Raw genomic sequence first — 17,103 nt, forward strand, 5'->3', positions numbered from 1 at the left:
GCCCCCGGCCTTCCGGGGACCGGCCGCTGCCCTACGCGGCCAGCGCCGGCCCCCGGAAGGTGCGGCGGTACGCGTTCGGAGTCGTCCCCAGTGACCGTACGAACTGATGACGCAGCGCCGCCGCGTTCCCGAACCCCGCGCGGCCCGCGATCGCGTCCACTGTGTCGTCCGTCGCCTCCAGCAACTCCTGGGCGAGCAGTACGCGCTGGCGCAGCAGCCACCGGTACGGCGTCGTACCCGTCTCCTGGAGGAAGCGCCGCGCGAACGTCCGGGGTGACATGTGGGCCCGGTCCGCCAGCTGCTCCACGGTCATCTCCTGGTCCAGGTGCCGCTCCATCCAGGCCAGCACCCCGCCCACCGTGTCGCAGCGTACGTGCGTCAGCGGACGCTCGATGTACTGTGCCTGGCCGCCGTCGCGGTGCGGCGGGACGACCATGCGGCGGGCGATGGTGTTGGCGACCTCGGAACCGTGCTCCTGGCGGACGAGATGCAGGCAGGCGTCGATCCCGGCGGCGGTCCCGGCCGACGTGATGACCGCGCCCTCGTCGACGTACAGCACGTCGGGCTCGACCTTGGCCTGCGGGTGGCGGCGGGCCAGCTCCGCGGAGTGCCGCCAGTGGGTTGTGCATCGGCGCCCGTCCAGCAGCCCGGCGGCCCCGAGCACGAACGCGCCCGAGCAGACGCTCAGTACGCGCGCCCCCCGCTCGACGGCCCGGCGCAGGGCGTCGAGCAGCGGCTCGGGGTAGGTGCGGGCCTCGCAGTGCTGGTCGGCCGGGATGGCGATGAGGTCGGCGCCGTCCAGCCGGTCGAGACCGTACGGCACGGCGATGGAGAAGGCCCCGGAACGGGCGGCGATCGGGCCCGGCTCGGCGGCGCAGACCGCGAAGTCGTACACCGGCAGCCCCTGATCGCTGCGGTCGATCCCGAACACCTCGCAGATGACGCCGAGTTCGAAGGGGTTCACGCCGTCGACCAGTGCCACGGCAACGTTTTTCAGCATGCCCGCAGTGTGGCAGTAATTCGCTGTTCCATGACAGTCCTGCCACTGACTTTTTCCGGCTCCGAAGACCAGAGTGGACGCATGGACACCTTCTTGAACTACCTCGCGGTCATCGTCGTCTTCACCCTCCTCACGCTCCCGTCCTTCATCGGCCACGCCAGGGACCGCCGGATCGACCGGCAGCTCCGCGAGGCCGAGAACCCCCACCGGTCACCTCGGCCCGAGACCGCCCGCAGCGCGCCCGGCCGGCGGCCGGTGAGGCGGTCCGTCGCGGCGGACGTGCTGTCGTCGGCCGGCAGGTGAACGATCGGCCGCTGGTCGTCGTCGGCGGGCAGGGATCTGGCGCTCTTGGGGCTGGTGACCACTTGGGGACCGCGCATGCCGACACAGTTGGAGCACTCAACGTGTTACGGGCCGGGCTGGTCCGTCGCAACGGCAACCAGGCCCAGCGAGAAGCCCGGCCCCTTCGGGGCGGGGAGGAGTTACCGACCGGCACTACACGTGTGGAGCCAAGCCGATCGGGTTCGTCGGCTGCAGCGGCGGCAGCGGCGGCCTCCTGGCCATCGTGCAGCTCCGCCAGGTCTTCAACGAGCTGCACGCCCACACGGTCCGCGACTACGTCTCGTTCCCCCGCTACTACGAGCTCTTCAGCCCCGACGGCGACCTGAAGAACCCCGAGGAGCCGAACGGCGCCGCGAAGGTCATGCCCGACCAGCTGCTCTGGTGGGGCACGATCCTCCACGACGCCAGGCGCGACCGCCCGTTCGCGGTCTGACGGCGTCTAGAAGTCGTCGTCGAAGGCGACCGAGCCCTCCACCGCGACCTGGTACGCCGACGGGCGGCGCTCGAAGAAGTTCGTCAGCTCCTGGACGCCCTGGAGCTCCATGAAGGAGAACGGGTTCTGCGAGCCGTACACCGGCGGGAAGCCGAGGCGCTCCAGGCGCTGGTCGGCGACGCACTGGAGGTACTCGCGCATCGACTCGGTGTTCATGCCGGGCAGGCCCTCACCGCACAGGTCGCGGCCGAACTGGAGCTCCGCCTCGACGGCCTCCTTCAGCATGTCCGTGACCTGCTGCTGGAGGGCGTCGTCGAAGAGCTCCGGCTCCTCCTTGCGGACGGTGTCCACGACCTCGAACGCGAAGTTCATGTGCATGGTCTCGTCCCGGAAGACCCAGTTCGTCCCGGTCGCAAGGCCGTGCAGCAGGCCCCGCGAGCGGAACCAGTAGACGTACGCGAACGCGCCGTAGAAGAACAGGCCCTCGATGCACGCCGCGAAGCAGATCAGGTTCAGCAGGAAGCGGCGGCGGTCGGCCTTCGTCTCCAGCCGGTCGATCTTCTCGACCGAGTCCATCCACTTGAAGCAGAACTGCGCCTTCTCGCGGATCGAGGGGATTTCCTCCACCGCGTCGAACGCCGCCGCGCGGTCGTCCGGGTCGGGCAGGTAGGTGTCGAGCAGCGTCAAGTAGAACTGGACGTGCACGGCCTCCTCGAAGAGCTGCCGCGAGAGATACAGCCGCGCCTCGGGGGAGTTGATGTGCTTGTAGAGCGTCAGCACCAGGTTGTTCGAGACGATCGAGTCGCCCGTCGCGAAGAACGCGACCAGCCGGCCGATCATGTGCTGCTCACCGGGCGAGAGCTTGGCGAGGTCGGCGACGTCCGAGTGGAGGTCGACCTCCTCCACCGTCCACGTGTTCTTGATCGCGTCCCGGTAGCGCTCGTAGAAGTCCGGATAGCGCATGGGGCGCAGGGTCAGCTCGAAGCCCGGGTCGAGCAGGTTCTTCTCGGATTTGGTCGACATTACTGGCAGGCCTCGCAGGACTCGGGGTTCTCAAGGGAGCAGGCGATCGCGTCCGCGTCGGGAGCGGCCGGGGTCGTGACCTGCTGTACGGGGATGGGGGCCGCGGCCGCCGCGCCGGAGCCCGCCGCGCGGGCGATACGGGTCGCGGGGCGCGAGCGCAGGTAGTACGTCGTCTTCAGCCCCTTCTTCCACGCGTACGCGTACATCGAGGAGAGCTTCCCGATGGTCGGCGTCTCCAGGAAGAGGTTGAGCGACTGCGACTGGTCCAGGTACGGCGTACGGGCGGCCGCCATGTCGATCAGTCCGCGCTGCGGGATCTCCCACGCGGTGCGGTAGAGAGCCCGTACCTCCTCGGGGATCCAGCTGAAGCCCTGCACCGAGCCGCTCGCTTCGCGCAGCGCCTCGCGGGACTGGGCGTCCCACACGCCGAGCTTCTTCAGGTCCTCCACCAAGTAAGCGTTGACCTGGAGGAATTCACCGCTGAGCGTCTCGCGCTTGAAGAGGTTGGACACCTGCGGCTCGATGCACTCGTACACGCCCGCGATCGACGCGATGGTCGCGGTCGGCGCGATCGCGAGGAGGAGGGAGTTGCGCATCCCGGTCTTCGCGATGCGGGCACGCAGCGCGTCCCACCGCTCCGGCCAGGTGACCTCGACGCCGTAGTGGTCGGGGTGCAGGACGCCGCGCGCCGCGCGGGTCTGCTCCCAGGCGGGGAGCGGGCCGCTGATCTCGGCGAGGTCGCACGACGCCTCGTACGCCGCCAGCATGATGCGCTCGGCGATCTTCGTGGAGAGGGCGAGGGCCTCGGGGGAGTCGAAGGGCAGGCGCAGCTTGAAGAAGACGTCCTGCAGACCCATCGCGCCCAGGCCGACCGGACGCCACTTGGAGTTGGAGCGCCCGGCCTGGTCGGTCGGGTAGAAGTTGATGTCGACGACGCGGTCGAGGAAGGTGACGGCCGTACGGACGGTCTCGTCCAGCCGCTCCCAGTCGATGTCGCCGTTCCCGAGAACGAACGAACCGAGGTTCACAGAACCGAGGTTGCAGACAGCCGTCTCGCCGTCGTTCGTGACCTCGAGGATCTCGGTGCACAGGTTCGAGGAGTGGACCACAGAGCCGGGCTCCGCCGTCTGGTTCGCCGTACGGTTCGACGCGTCCTTGAACGTCATCCAGCCGTTGCCGGTCTGCGCCAGGGTGCGCATCATCCGGCCGTACAGCTGCCGCGCGGGAATCGTCGTACGGGCCAGGCCGTCCGCCTCCGCCTTGCGGTACGCCTGGTCGAACGCGTCGCCCCACAGGTCGACGAGCTCGGGAACGTCGGACGGCGAGAACAGCGACCAGTCGGCGTCCGCGTCCACGCGGCGCATGAACTCGTCGGGGATCCAGTGCGCGAGGTTCAGGTTGTGCGTACGCCGCGCCTCCTCGCCCGTGTTGTCGCGGAGCTCCAGGAACTCCTCGATGTCCGCGTGCCACGTCTCCAGGTAGACGCAGGCGGCGCCCTTGCGCCGGCCGCCCTGGTTGACGGCGGCGACCGACGAGTCGAGGGTGCGCAGGAACGGGACGATGCCGTTGGAGTGCCCGTTCGTGCCGCGGATCAGGGAGCCGCGGGCGCGGATGCGGGAGTACGAGAGGCCGATGCCGCCGGCGTGCTTCGAGAGGCGCGCGACCTCGTGGTAGCGGCCGTAGATCGAGTCGAGCTCGTCGAGCGGCGAGTCCAGCAGGTAGCAGGACGACATCTGCGGGTGGCGCGTACCGGAGTTGAAGAGCGTCGGCGACGACGGCAGGTAGTCGAGGCGGCTCATCAGGCGGTACAGCGCGGCGACCTCGTCGGCGGCCGCGGGGGACTCGTCCTTGGCCAGACCGGACGCCACGCGCAGCATGAAGTGCTGGGGGGTCTCGATGACCTGACGGGTGATGGGGTGGCGCAGGAGGTAGCGGCTGTAGACCGTGCGCAGGCCGAAGTAGCCGAAGCGGTCGTCGGCGTCCCGGTCGACCAGCGCGTCGAGGCGGGCCGCGTGGGCGGTCACGAAGTCGGCCGTACGGTCGGCGATGAGGCCCTCGCGGTGGCCGACGGCGACCGACTCGGAGAAGGTACGGACGCCCTGCGTCGCCGCCTCGTCCCGGATCGTGCGGGTCAGGAGGCGGGCCGCGAGGCGGGAGTACGCGGGGTCCTCGGAGATCAGCCCGGCGGCGGCGTCGGTGGCGAGACCCCGCAGCTCGGCCGCGTCCGACGACGCGTTGCGGCCGCGCAGCGCGGCTGCGGCGACTCTGCCCGGGTCGGTGTCGGGGAGGTCGGCGGTCAGGTCGGTGAGGGTCCGCAGCAGTGCGGTCCCGGGTCCGTCGGACGACTGCGACGACTCCGTTGACTCCGTCGGCTCCGTGGCAGTTGCCGGATCGGCTGACGCGATGGTCACGGGGTGCTCTCCCTCGCTCGGCTCGGGGCCGACGGGGGAGCGGGGGGCGTACGGGCACGCGTCACCCTTGAAGGGCGGCACACCGCGTAGCGTCCACCGGCCCAACCGCGAGGCCCGGACGTGTCGGTATCCGGTTCGGTCGAGCCGGATACGCCGTCGGCAGGTTGTCGGACTCCTGGAGTGCACGAATGCACACCGATCACACCGTTGCGGGACAGTTCCGGATTCGCACCGGATTCCCCTGCGGCGACAGCGAGCACGAGCATACATGTGGGGGCGGTTGGATGACGCAGCCCCCACATCTTGTGTCGCGCGGGAAGAGCGGCCGCAGTTGTCACAGGGCCCCGCCGGCGCCGTGACACGAGGAGGTATGCCCCATGTCAGCGTTCACCGAGCGGCCCCGGCCCGACGGCGTCCGGTGCGAGAACGCGCGCACCGTCGCGTTCGGCAGGCCCGTGGCGCTGCCGGGTCCGGTCGAAATCACCCTGGAGACCGCGGCCCTGAAGGAGTGGGTGCGCTGACGCCGACGGGCCGCCGCTTCCCGGGAGGGGATGCGGCGGCCCGTGGGAACCGTCAGCAGCAGCGGAAGCCTTCGCGGGGATCCGCCTCGCGGGCGTCCGTGCGGCTGCGTTCGAACTCGCGGCGGGTCATGACCGGAGCCCCGGGATCGCAGGACCTCGCGTGGGAGACATACCGGTCGTACGCCGACTCACCGGTCAGTTCGCGGACGTACCAGCGGATCCGGCCCGCCGCACGGCGTACGTCCGTCAGCGTCATTCCGAGGCTCCCGTGCCGACCGGCGCCGCCTCCTTGCGGTTGCCGCCCTCCGGGCCGACACCTGCCGCGACCAGCTCGGCCTTCTCCTCCTGGGTCGCGATGATCGAGGCGGGGGCGACCAGCTTGGACTCGACGTACGGCGCCTCGTGGAGCTTCACGCTCTCGGGGTCGCGGACCGCCTTGAGGCAGACCCGGCCGGCGTCGGCGAGCACCACCACGATGAGGATCGCGAAGAGCGCGCACAGGACGCCGTCGACCGTCGAGTTGGTGACGACGGTGTGCATCTGGTCCATGTTCTTGGCGGGCGGCAGCACCTGGCCCGAGTCGATGCCGGCCTGGTACTTGTCGCGCTGCGCGAAGAAGCCGACCTTCACGTCGTCCGAGAAGATCTTCTGCCAGCTGGCCGTGAGTGTGACCGCCACGTCCCAGGCGAGCGGGACCGCCGTGACCCACGCCCACTTGAGGCGGCCGGACTTGACGAGGAGCGTGGTGCAGACGGCCAGCGCGACGGCGGCGAGCAGCTGGTTGGCTATGCCGAAGAGCGGGAAGAGCTGGTTGATGCCGCCGAGCGGGTCGTGCACGCCGACCCACAGGAAGTAGCCCCAGCCGCCGACGACGACCGCGCTGGCGAACCAGACGCCCGGCTTCCAGCTGACCTGGCGGAACGGCTTGTAGACGTTGCCGAGCATGTCCTGGAGCATGAAGCGTCCGACGCGGGTGCCCGCGTCCACCGTGGTGAGGATGAACAGCGCCTCGAACATGATCGCGAAGTGGTACCAGAAGGCCTTCATCGCGGTGCCGCCGACGACAGCGGAGAAGATCTCCGACATGCCGAGCGCGAAGGTCGGCGCGCCACCCGTGCGCGACAGCAGGCTCTGCTCCTCGACGTCCTTCGCGGCCTGGGCCAGCGCCTCGGGCGAGATGGAGAAGCCCAGGTTCGTCACCGCTTCCGACGCGGCCTGGACGCTGTCCCCGACGACGCCGACGGGGGAGTTGATGGCGAAGTACAGACCGGGGTCGATGATGCACGCCGTGATCATCGCCATCACCGCGACGAACGACTCGGTCAGCATCGCGCCGTAACCGATCATCCGGATCTGCGTCTCCTTCTGGACCATCTTCGGCGTGGTGCCGGAGGAGACCAGGGAGTGGAAGCCGGAGAGCGCGCCGCAGGCGATGGTGATGAAGACGAACGGGAACATCGAGCCGGCGAAGACCGGTCCGGTGCCGCTGGTCGCGAAGTCGGTGACCGCGGGCATCTTCATCGTCGGCAGGGCGATGAACACGCCGACCGCGAGCAGCCCGATCGTGCCGACCTTCATGAAGGTGGACAGGTAGTCGCGCGGGGCCAGCAGCAGCCACACGGGGAGGACCGAGGCGAGGAAGCCGTACACGATCATCCAGATGACGAGCGTGCCCGGCTCCAGCGTGAAGGTGTCCGCCCACGAGGACTCCGCGACCCAGCCGCCCGAGACGATCGCGAGCAGCAGCAGCGCGACGCCGATGACGGAGACCTCGCTGACCCGGCCGGGACGCAGGACGCGCAGGTAGACGCCCATGAACAGGGCGATCGGGATGGTCATGCCGATGGAGAAGACGCCCCACGGCGAGTGGGCGAGCGCGTTCACGATGACCAGGGCGAGTACCGCGAGCAGGATGATCATGATGGCGAAGACAGCGACCAGGGCGGCCGCGCCGCCGAACGGTCCTATCTCGTCCCGCGCCATCTGGCCGAGCGATCGGCCGTCGCGGCGGGTGGAGAAGAAGAGCGTCACCATGTCCTGGACGGCGCCGGCGAGGATGACACCGACGATGATCCAGATCGTGCCGGGCAAGTAGCCCATCTGCGCGGCGAGTACGGGACCGACCAGCGGCCCCGCGCCCGCGATGGCGGCGAAGTGGTGCCCGAACAGGACACGGCGGTCGGTCGGGTGGAAGTCGACACCGTTGTCGAGCCGCTCGGCGGGAGTGGCCCGGTTCTTGTCGACCTTCAGCACGCGGTTGGCGATGAACCGCGAGTAGAAGCGGTACGCGATGGCGTACGAGCCGAGAGCCGCCGCCAGCATCCAGGCAGCGGAGACCTCTTCACCGCGTGAGAGGGCGAGTACGGCCCAGGCGATGGCGCCGATGAGGGCAACGGCGCCCCACACGGCGATGGACTTCGGGGACAGAGCCCGTTGTCCCTGGGCTGGCGTTGTCGACTGCGGCTCCGGCATGACGGTCCGTCCCCTCGCGCGATCTTTCTCGTAACGTGCGCGAAATCTAGGTCCTGTGACCGCCGTCCGTAACCCCCTGTCCGCATATCGGTACGGACACGGCCCGACCATCGCAGGTCAGGGCCGTACCAGAGCTCGTCAGTCCGTCGGCCGCTTGAGGTTCGCCACGAATTTGTAGCGGTCGCCGCGGTAGACCGACCGCACCCACTCCACCGGCTCGCCGTTCCCGTCGATCGAGTGCCGGGAAAGCATCAGCATCGGCAGGCCGACGTCCGTACCGAGCAGCCCCGCCTCGCGCGGGGTGGCCAGCGATGTCTCGATGGTCTCCTCGGCCTCGGCGAGGCGGACGTCGTACACCTCCGCCAGTGCCGTGTAGAGGGAGGTGTACTTGACGAGCGAGCGGCGCAGCGCCGGGAAGCGCTTCGCCGACAGGTGTGTCGTCTCGATCGCCATCGGCTCGCCGCTCGCCAGCCGCAGGCGCTCGATCCGCAGGACCCGGCCGCCCGCCGCGATGTCGAGCAGGCCGGCGAGGGTGTCGTCGGCGGTGACGTAACCGATGTCCAGGAGCTGGGAGGTGGGCTCGAGCCCCTGGGCCCGCATGTCCTCGGTGTACGAGGTGAGTTGCAGCGCCTGCGAGACCTTGGGCTTGGCCACGAACGTGCCCTTGCCCTGGATCCTCTCCAGGCGGCCCTCGACGACCAGCTCCTGGAGCGCCTGGCGCACCGTCGTGCGTGAGGTGTCGAACTCGGCGGCCAGAGTCCGCTCCGGCGGGACCGGGGTCCCGGGCGGGAGGGTCTCCGTCATGTCCAGCAAATGCCGCTTGAGCCGGTAGTACTTAGGCACGCGCGCGGTGCGCGTCGTTGCCGCCGCCGTACCCTCGGCCTCCGTGCCGCCCCCGTCCGTGGCCATGACCCGCCTTCCCGACTTCTGTGCTGCTGCCGTCACCGGCTCCTCCGACTGTCGCGGCTCACATGGTGGCACGGCCTTGTCGCAGGTAGCCGCCCTTGCTCAGGTGTCGGTCCGATAACGGACGCGAGAGCCCTTCTTATACACCCTTGACACCCCTAAAGGTCTAGGCCAAGCTCCCGGTACTGGTCTAAACCATTAAAGACCAAGGTCCCACCCCCGGGCAGTACTTGTCGTAAGTCTTCGCGGTGGGCAGGGGGGTTGCAGGCATCCCTGAGGAGGGTGGCGTGAAGCGCAAGCTCATCGCGGCGATAGGCGTCGCGGGCATGATGGTCAGCATTGCCGCATGCGGCGGCTCGGACAGCGCGGGCGGGGGCGACGAGGCGAAGCCCAAGGAGCTCACGGTCTGGCTCACGGTCGACGCGCAGAACAACTGGCCCGAACTGGTCAAGGCGGCCGACGACACGATCGTCAAGAAGTACCCGGGCATCAAGATCAAGCACGAGTACTACGGCTGGCCGGACAAGAACGCCAAGCTCGACGCCGTACTCGCCACCGACAAGGCTCCGGACGTTGTCGAGATGGGCAACTCCGAAATGGTCGGCTACATGTCCACCGGCGCCTTCGCCGAGGTCGACCCGTCGAAGTTCGACAAGTCGGGCGACTGGCTGGACGGGCTGAAGCTGTCCGTCACCTATGAGGGCAAGACCTACGGCGTGCCGTACTACGCCGGCGGCCGGGTGGCCACGTGGCGCAAGGACATCGCCGCCGACGCGGGCGTCAAGGCCGCGCCGAAGACGTACAAGGAGCTCACCTCCGCCCTGGACAAGATCCAGAAGAAGAAGGGCGACAAGTTCAGCGCCTGGTACCAGCCCTCGCCCGACTGGTACGCGGCCATGTCGTTCGTCTACGACGCCGGCGGCTCCATCGCCGAGCAGAGCGGCGACCAGTGGAAGTCCAACCTGTCCTCGGCGGAGTCCCTCAAGGGCCTGGGCGAGTACAAGAAGATCCTCGACACGTATATGCACGCCGACAAGACCAAGGACGAGGCCGACCGCCCGGTCGTCTTCGGCCAGGGCAAGGCCGCGACGATGTTCGCCGCCGCCTGGGAGGGCGGGACCGCAGCCGACCCGAAGAACGACAAGGTCGGCAAGCTGGCCGACAAGATCGAGAGCTTCGTGATGCCCGGCCCGTCCGGCAAGAACCTCCCGGTCTTCCTCGGTGGCTCCGACCTGGCCGTTCCGGTCAAATCCGACGCCCAGGCCGTCGCGGGTGAGTGGATCAACGCGTTCACCGGCGCCAAGGGCCAGAAGGGCCTCATCGGCAAGGGCAACCTCCCCAACAACAAGTCGGACCTGGAGCCCCTGAAGTCGGACCCGGCGACCGCTGTCCCGGCCACCGCCGCCGCGTCCAGCTGGTTCGTTCCCACCGCTCCCGGCTGGGGTCAGGTCGAGAAGGCCAAGATCCTCCAGACAATGCTCCAGGAGATCGGCACCGGCAAGAAGTCGGTCGAGGCCGCCGCGCAGGCCGCCGACGCCAAGATCGACAAGGTCATCAACACCAAGTGACCTTCGAGCGGGCAGGGCTTCGCCGCTTCCGGCGGCGGCCCTGCCCGCCCGCAGCAGGAGAGGGAGCTGTGAGGAGCGCGCGATGAGTGCCGCAGAGACAACCACCGCCAAGGTGCCGCCGACGCGGCCGTCGCCATCACCGCGGACCGGGGCGGGAGTACCGGGAAAATCCGCCAGAAAACCGTCCACCGGCGGAGCCGCCGTGCCGTGGGCGCTGCTCGCTCCCTGTCTGCTGGTCATCGTGCTCGTCATGGGCTATCCGCTGGTACGGCTCGTGACGCTGTCGTTCCAGAGCTTCGGCAAGTCGGAGCTGTGGGGCTTCAAGGAGGCCGAGTGGGTCGGCCTGAAGAACTTCACCGCCATCCTGGGTGACGGCGAGTTCTGGGCTGTCGTCGTACGGACGATCGTCTTCACCGCCGGCGCCGTCATCCTGACCATGGTGCTCGGCATGGTGATCGCCCTGCTCATGCAGCGGGTGTCCGGCTGGGTGAAGGCGCTCATCAGCATCGCACTGGTGGCGAGCTGGGGCATGCCCATCATCGTAGCCACCGCCATCTTCAAGTGGATCTTCGACACCGACTACGGCGTGCTCAACTGGCTGCTGAGCAAGCTGCCCGGAGTCGAGATGGCCGGCCACAACTGGTTCGCCAGCGGCCCGCAGGGCCTCGCCGTCATCACCCTGCTGGTGGTGTGGGGCGCCGTGCCCTTCGTCGTGATCACGTTGAGCGCCGGTCTCACCCAGGTCCCCAAGGAGATGGAAGAGGCCGCCCGGCTCGACGGTGCCGGCGCCTGGGGCGTCTTCCGCTGGGTCACCCTGCCGATCCTCAAGCCCATCATCGTCATGCTGACGACCCTCTCGGTCATCTGGGACATGGGCGTCTTCCCGCAGGTCTTCGTGATGCGGGGTGGCAACCCGGAAGCCGAGTTCCAGCTGCTCACCACGTACTCGTACCAGAAGGCTTTCGTCGTCAACGACTACTCCGGCGGCTCCGCGATCGCCCTGGTCACCGTGTTGCTGCTGCTCGGCGTGGTCGCCGTCTACATGCGTCAGATGCTCAAGATCGGAGAGGTGGAGTGACCTCGACCACCGCGGCTCCCGCCGCCGTCCCGCGCCCCAAGGGCCGTCCACGCAAGGGCGGGAAGGGCAAGGCCGGCTGGAACGCCCTCGGCCTCCTGGTCTTCGTCGTCATGGGCTTCCCGGTCTACTGGATGCTCAACACAGCGTTCAAGCCCGCCAAGGACGCGATCGACCCGAACCCCCGGTTCTTCCCCAGCCCGTTCACGCTGGAGAACTTCAGGCGGGCGTTCGACGTCGCCGACTTCTGGGGCCCGGTCGGGCGCAGCCTCGCCGTCTCCTCCGTCGTGGTCGTCATCGGCATCGTGGTCGGCATGCTCGCCGCGCTCGCCATTTCACGGTTCGCCTTCCGCGGCCGCAAGATCGTGATCGTCGGGATCCTCGCGGTCCAGATGGTCCCGCTCGTCGCCATGATCATTCCGGTCTTCCTGCTCCTGAACGAGCTCGGTCAGTACGACAAGATCACCGGTTTGATCATCACGTACCTGACCTTCGTCCTCCCCTTCACCGTGTGGACGCTGCGCGGCTTCATCGTGAACATCCCCAAGGAGCTGGAGGAGGCGGCCATGGTCGACGGGTGCACCCGCTCCGGGGCGTTCGTCCGGGTCGTCTTCCCGCTGCTCGCCCCCGGAATGGTGGCCACCTCCGTCTACGGATTCATCCAGGCGTGGAACGAGTACCTGTACGCGCTGATGCTGATGAGCCAGCAGAACCAGACCGCCACGGTCTGGCTCGGCAACTTCACCACCAAGCACGGAACCGAGTACGCCCCGATGATGGCCGGCGCCACGATGATGGCCGTCCCCATCGTGATCCTCTTCCTCCTCGTCCAGCGCAAGATGGCCGCAGGTCTGACGGCCGGCGCAGTGAAGGGATAACGCCGCGATGACGACACTCGTAAGCCGTACGGACACACTGACCCGCGACGCCCTGGCGGTGCTCCAGCCCGGCTTCGAGGGCGCCACCGCCCCCGACTGGCTGCTGCGCCGCGTCGGTGAGGGCCTGACCTCGGTCGGCCTGTTCGGCCGCAACATCGCCTCCCCGGAGCAACTCGCCGCACTCACCACGCAGTTGCGCGCCGAGCGGGACGACGTGCTCGTCGCGATCGACGAGGAGGGCGGCGATGTCACCCGCCTGGAGGTCCGGCACGGCTCCTCATTCCCCGGCAACCTCGCACTCGGCGCTGTCGACGACGCCGCGCTCACCCGGGACGTCGCCCGCGAACTCGGCCGCAGGCTGGCCGAATGCGGCGTCAACCTGAACTGGGCGCCGTCCGCCGACGTCAACTCCAACCCGGGGAATCCTGTCATCGGCGTACGTTCCTTCGGAGCCGACCCGCAGCTCGTGGCCCGGCACACGGCGGCGTACGTCGAAGGTCTCCAGGCCTCCGGAGTCGCCGCCTGCACCAAGCACTTCCCGGGCCACGGCGACACCGCCGTCGACTCGCACCACGCGCTGCCCACGATCGACGTGGACTTGGACACATTGCACGCCCGTGAGCTGGTGCCTTTCCGGTCCGCGATCGCGGCGGGCTCCAAATCTGTCATGAGCGCGCATATCCTGCTTCCTGCGCTCGACCCGTCCCGTCCGGCCACTCTGAGCCCGCAGATTCTCACCGGTCTGCTGCGTGAGGAGCTCGGCTACGACGGGCTGATCATCACCGACGGCATGGAGATGCAGGCCATCTCCGCGACGTACGGCATCGAGCGCGGCAGCGTCATGGCGATCGCCGCCGGCGCCGACGCGATCTGCGTCGGGGGCGGACTGGCGGACGACGAGACCGTACTGCGGCTGCGCGACGCGCTGGTCGCGGCGGTACGGGACGGCGTGCTGCCGGAGGAGCGGCTGGCCGACGCGGCCGCGCGCGTACGCGCGCTCGCGGGCTGGACGCGGGAGACCAGGGGGGCCCGGGGGGCCCCGGGGCCGGGCGCGGCTTCACAGGAGGGGACCGCGCCCGGCGCCGGCACGGGCCCGCGTACCGAGATCGGCCTGGTGGCCGCGCGGCGGGCGCTGCGGATCACGCGGAGCGCCGGGTTCGAGCCCGTCACTTCCGCTCCGTACGTCGCTTCCTTCTCGCCGGTGGCGAACATCGCCGTGGGCGACGAGACGCCGTGGGGCGTGGCCCCCGAGCTGGCGCGCCTGCTGCCGGACACCGCGACGGGCATGTACGGCAGCGAGAACTGCGCGCCGGATCAGGTGATCGGGGCCGCGGGGGACCGCCGGATCGTCGCCGTCGTGCGCGACGCCCACCGCCACCCGTGGATGGCGGTCGCGCTGGAGGCACTGACCGCCGCCCGGCCCGACACGGTCGTGGTGGAGATGGGCGTCCCGCAGGCGCAGCCGCGCGGGGCTCTGTACATCGCGACGCACGGCGCCGCGCGGGTGTGCGGTCTGGCCGCCGCAGAGGTTATCGCCGGCGTTTGACGCCCACCGGCCGGGATACGACGAAGTGCCGAGGTCCGGGGGGACCTCGGCACTTCGTCGTACGGCAGACAGGCCGGGCGGCCGGGCAGGCCGAGGAGTCCTACAGCCCCTGCCAGGACGGCTTTGCCGCGTACGTCGCGCGGAAGTAGTCGGCGAGCTTCAGCTTGGACGCCGCCGCCTCGTCGACGACGACCGTCGCGTGCGGGTGCAGCTGGAGCGCCGATGCCGGAACCAGCGCCGCCACCGGTCCCTCGACGGTCTGTGCCACGGCCTCCGCCTTGCCCTCACCGGTGGCGAGCAGCACCAGGTGGCGGGCTTCCAGGATGGTGCCGATGCCCTGGGTGATGACGTGGTGGGGCACCTGGTCGATGTCGTTGCCGAAGAAGCGCGCGTTGTCGACGCGGGTCTGCTCGGTCAGCGTCTTGATGCGGGTGCGGGAGGCGAGCGAGGAGCAGGGCTCGTTGAAGCCGATGTGCCCGTCGGTGCCGATCCCGAGCAGCTGGAGATCCACGCCGCCGGCCTCGCCGAGAGCGCGGTCGTACGCCTCGCACGCGGCCTGGATGTCCTCGGCGGACCCGTCGGGGCCCATGAAGGACGCCTCGGTCAGGCCGAGCGGCTCGACGACCTCGCGCAGCACGACGGAGCGGTACGACTCGGGGTGTCCCGGCGGCAGGCCGACGTACTCGTCGAGCTGGCATATCCGCGCGCGCGACGCGTCGGCTTCGCCCGCGCGGACCTTGGTCGTCAGTGCCTCGTAGATGGGAAGCGGGGACGAACCGGTGGCCACGCCGAGCAGCGCGTCGGGCTTGTGGCTCAGCAGCCGGCCGATGGCCGCCGCGATGAGCTCGCCGCCCGCTTTGGCGTCCGGAACGATGACAACTTCCACGCTGAGCCTGCCGATCTGAGAGGGGGAGCCGCTTGTGGTATAGACCAATCTAGCAGAGGGGGAGCCGTCTGCCGGGTGGTCTTCACCATGCGGATGCCCGCATTTCCATGGTCGACTGAGAGGCGCCGATCGTCACCTTTTTGGAGGCACCGAGCATGGTCGAACAGCCGGGCAGGATCATGTCCGCCGAAATCGCCGAGCAGCCCTCGGTCCTGCGCCGCATCCTCGAAACCGGCGCACCGCGGATCCGCGAGACCGCGCGGGCCGTCGCCGCCAGAAGCCCGCGCTTCGTGCTGCTCGCCGCCCGCGGCACCTCGGACAACGCGGCCCTCTACGCGAAGTACCTGCTGGAGATCCAGCTCGGCCTGCCGTGCGGACTGACCTCCATGTCGACCACGACGGCGTACGGCGCCCGCCCCGACCTCAGGGACGTCCTGGTCGTCACCGTCAGCCAGTCGGGCGGCTCACCCGACCTCGTCGCGTCCACCAGGGCGGCCCGCGAGGCCGGCGCGATCACGCTCGCCGTGACCAACAACGCGGACTCGCCGCTGGCGGCGGTCAGCGAGTACCACATCGACATCCTGGCGGGCGCGGAGAAGGCCCTTCCGGCCACGAAGACGTACACCGCGTCCCTGCTCGCCCTCTACCTCTTCGCCGACGGACTGCGCGGCGGCGACGGTTCGGCGGCAGCGGTCCTGCCGGACCTCGCCGCGGAGATCCTGGCGCGCCGGGTGGAGGTCAGGCAGCTCGCCGGCCGCTACCGGTTCGCCGAGCGCATGGTCATCACCTCGCGCGGTTACGGCTATCCGACGGCCAAGGAGGCGGCGCTCAAGCTCATGGAGACGAGCTACATCCCGGCTCTCTCCTACTCGGGCGCCGACCTGCTGCACGGCCCGCTCGCCATGGTCGACAACATCTCCCCGGTCATCGCCGTCGTCACGGCCGGCCGGGGCGGCGAGGCGCTCCAGCCGGTCCTCGACCGCCTGCGCGGCCGCGGCGCCGACCTTGTGGTGATCGGCCCCAAGGCGCAGGTGGACGCGGCCTCGGCGGGGTTCGTCCTCTCCCTGGAGGGCGTCCCCGAGGAGCTCCAGCCGGTCCTGGAGATCCTGCCGCTCCAGCTCCTGGCGTACGAGGTGACGATCGCCAGGGGGCAGGACCCCGACGCCCCGCGCGCCCTGGCGAAGGTCACGGAGACCCACTGACGCCCTGCCGGCGCTCAGGCCAGTGAGCCGCCCGTGGTGTCCAGCCACTGGCCGGTGATCCAGCGGGCGTCGTCGGACGCCAGGAACGCCACGACGTCCGCGATGTCGGAGGGCTCCCCGACCCGCCCCAGCGCCGACATCGCCGCCGCCCCCGCCCACGCCTCGTCGCTCGTACGCAGCCAGTCCGCGTTGATGTCCGTGTCGACGATGCCGGGCGCCACCGCGTTCACCGTGATGCCTCGGGGGCCCAGCACCTTGGACAGGTACCGCGTGAACACGTCCAGCCCGCCCTTGCTCATGGCGTACGCGATGAGGTCGGGCATGACGGCCGCGCGCGACAGGCCGGTCGAGATGTTGACGATCCGCCCGCCGTCTCGCAGCCGGTCCGCCGCGAGCCGCGTCACGAAGAACGGCGCCTTCGTGTTGACCGCGAACACCCGGTCGTACTCCGGCTCCCCGATCTCGGCGAACCCCTTCGACGCCCCGATGCCCGCGTTGTTGACCAGGATGTCCAGCCCGTCGGGGGACTGGCGGTCGAACTCGGCCCACAGTGCCGCCGCGTCCCCCTCGACCCCCAGCTCCGCGCCGATCGTGAACGCAGAGCCGCCCGCCGCCTCGATCGCGGCCACGGTCTCCTTGGCAGCCACCTCGTTACTGCCGTAGTGCACGGCGACCCGCGCCCCGTCCCGGCCCAGGCGAAGCGCGATGCCCCGTCCGATGCCCCGGCTGCCGCCCGTGACCAGTGCCGTCTTGCCCGTGAGCGTGCTCATGGCGACGCCCCCCATTTCTCTAGTGGTCGCTACAGAAAGAACCGTAGCAGATAAGCTAACGACCGCTATA

General features: G+C 69.5%; 16 protein-coding genes and 1 riboswitch. Of the genes, 8 read left to right on the forward strand and 8 right to left on the reverse strand.

Annotated elements, in window-relative coordinates; translation table 11 throughout:
* Window positions 1-31: 31 nt before the first annotated feature.
* On the reverse strand, window positions 32-1,000 hold the full coding sequence (locus ACWIHY_RS04655) for a helix-turn-helix domain-containing protein (protein WP_454374133.1): 969 nt from the start codon (window positions 998-1,000) through the stop codon (window positions 32-34).
* A gap of 81 nt (window positions 1,001-1,081) precedes the next feature.
* Here ACWIHY_RS04655 and ACWIHY_RS04660 point away from each other — a divergent pair, with 81 nt between their 5' ends.
* Together ACWIHY_RS04660 and ACWIHY_RS04665 are read left to right on the forward strand one after the other, a co-directional pair.
* Window positions 1,082-1,303, forward strand: a complete 222-nt coding sequence (locus tag ACWIHY_RS04660; protein WP_454374134.1) for a hypothetical protein — start codon at window positions 1,082-1,084, stop codon at window positions 1,301-1,303.
* Between the two features lie 214 nt (window positions 1,304-1,517).
* Window positions 1,518-1,775, forward strand: a complete 258-nt coding sequence (locus ACWIHY_RS04665) for an NADPH-dependent FMN reductase (RefSeq protein ID WP_454374415.1) — start codon at window positions 1,518-1,520, stop codon at window positions 1,773-1,775.
* 6 nt (window positions 1,776-1,781) lie between these two features.
* Here ACWIHY_RS04665 and ACWIHY_RS04670 read toward each other — a convergent pair whose 3' ends face one another.
* A complete protein-coding gene (locus ACWIHY_RS04670) occupies window positions 1,782-2,798 on the reverse strand; it encodes a ribonucleotide-diphosphate reductase subunit beta (RefSeq protein ID WP_454374135.1) in 1,017 nt (338 codons plus the stop codon).
* Window positions 2,798-5,209, reverse strand: a complete 2,412-nt coding sequence (locus tag ACWIHY_RS04675) for a ribonucleoside-diphosphate reductase subunit alpha (protein ID WP_454374136.1) — start codon at window positions 5,207-5,209, stop codon at window positions 2,798-2,800. The genes ACWIHY_RS04670 and ACWIHY_RS04675 overlap by 1 nt, the downstream gene beginning before the upstream one ends.
* Before the next feature lie 169 nt (window positions 5,210-5,378).
* Window positions 5,379-5,450, reverse strand: a riboswitch (cobalamin riboswitch).
* A gap of 136 nt (window positions 5,451-5,586) precedes the next feature.
* Here ACWIHY_RS04675 and ACWIHY_RS04680 point away from each other — a divergent pair.
* Window positions 5,587-5,730, forward strand: a complete 144-nt coding sequence (locus tag ACWIHY_RS04680) for a hypothetical protein (protein ID WP_454374137.1) — start codon at window positions 5,587-5,589, stop codon at window positions 5,728-5,730.
* Between the two features lie 52 nt (window positions 5,731-5,782).
* On the opposite strand, the gene ACWIHY_RS04685 is transcribed toward ACWIHY_RS04680, so the two are convergent.
* From ACWIHY_RS04685 to ACWIHY_RS04695, 3 genes are all read right to left on the reverse strand, one after another.
* On the reverse strand, window positions 5,783-5,986 hold the full coding sequence (locus ACWIHY_RS04685; RefSeq protein WP_454374138.1) for a YbdD/YjiX family protein: 204 nt from the start codon (window positions 5,984-5,986) through the stop codon (window positions 5,783-5,785).
* On the reverse strand, window positions 5,983-8,202 hold the full coding sequence (locus ACWIHY_RS04690) for a carbon starvation CstA family protein (protein ID WP_454374139.1): 2,220 nt from the start codon (window positions 8,200-8,202) through the stop codon (window positions 5,983-5,985). The genes ACWIHY_RS04685 and ACWIHY_RS04690 overlap by 4 nt, the downstream gene beginning before the upstream one ends.
* 138 nt (window positions 8,203-8,340) lie before the next feature.
* On the reverse strand, window positions 8,341-9,111 hold the full coding sequence (locus tag ACWIHY_RS04695; protein ID WP_454374416.1) for a GntR family transcriptional regulator: 771 nt from the start codon (window positions 9,109-9,111) through the stop codon (window positions 8,341-8,343).
* A 284-nt stretch (window positions 9,112-9,395) separates the two neighbouring features.
* On the opposite strand from ACWIHY_RS04695, the gene ACWIHY_RS04700 reads away from it, so the two are divergent.
* The 4 genes from ACWIHY_RS04700 to ACWIHY_RS04715 all read left to right on the forward strand — a co-directional run bounded on the left by ACWIHY_RS04700 (window position 9,396) and on the right by ACWIHY_RS04715 (window position 14,175).
* Window positions 9,396-10,676, forward strand: coding sequence for an extracellular solute-binding protein (locus tag ACWIHY_RS04700; protein ID WP_454374140.1), 1,281 nt, complete (start codon window positions 9,396-9,398; stop codon window positions 10,674-10,676).
* A gap of 82 nt (window positions 10,677-10,758) precedes the next feature.
* Complete coding sequence (locus ACWIHY_RS04705) at window positions 10,759-11,754, forward strand: carbohydrate ABC transporter permease (RefSeq protein WP_454374141.1); 996 nt, start codon at window positions 10,759-10,761, stop codon at window positions 11,752-11,754.
* The gene (locus ACWIHY_RS04710) at window positions 11,751-12,629 is read left to right on the forward strand and encodes a carbohydrate ABC transporter permease (RefSeq protein WP_454374142.1); all 879 of its coding nucleotides are present in this window, start codon (window positions 11,751-11,753) and stop codon (window positions 12,627-12,629) included. Before ACWIHY_RS04705 ends, ACWIHY_RS04710 begins: the two co-directional genes overlap by 4 nt.
* 7 nt (window positions 12,630-12,636) lie before the next feature.
* Window positions 12,637-14,175, forward strand: coding sequence for a glycoside hydrolase family 3 protein (locus ACWIHY_RS04715; protein WP_454374143.1), 1,539 nt, complete (start codon window positions 12,637-12,639; stop codon window positions 14,173-14,175).
* A gap of 100 nt (window positions 14,176-14,275) precedes the next feature.
* On the opposite strand, the gene nagB is transcribed toward ACWIHY_RS04715, so the two are convergent.
* Complete coding sequence (gene nagB / locus ACWIHY_RS04720; protein ID WP_454374144.1) at window positions 14,276-15,061, reverse strand: glucosamine-6-phosphate deaminase; 786 nt, start codon at window positions 15,059-15,061, stop codon at window positions 14,276-14,278.
* 155 nt (window positions 15,062-15,216) lie between these two features.
* Here nagB and ACWIHY_RS04725 point away from each other — a divergent pair, with 155 nt between their 5' ends.
* Window positions 15,217-16,263, forward strand: coding sequence for an SIS domain-containing protein (locus tag ACWIHY_RS04725; RefSeq protein WP_454374145.1), 1,047 nt, complete (start codon window positions 15,217-15,219; stop codon window positions 16,261-16,263).
* A 14-nt stretch (window positions 16,264-16,277) separates the two neighbouring features.
* On the opposite strand, the gene ACWIHY_RS04730 is transcribed toward ACWIHY_RS04725, so the two are convergent.
* Window positions 16,278-17,033 carry an SDR family oxidoreductase gene (locus ACWIHY_RS04730; RefSeq protein ID WP_454374146.1) on the reverse strand — a complete coding sequence of 252 codons (756 nt, stop codon included), beginning with the start codon at window positions 17,031-17,033 and terminating at the stop codon, window positions 16,278-16,280.
* Between the last annotated feature and the right edge of the window lie 70 nt (window positions 17,034-17,103).

This window comes from Streptomyces sp. NPDC055287 (assembly GCF_053646035.1).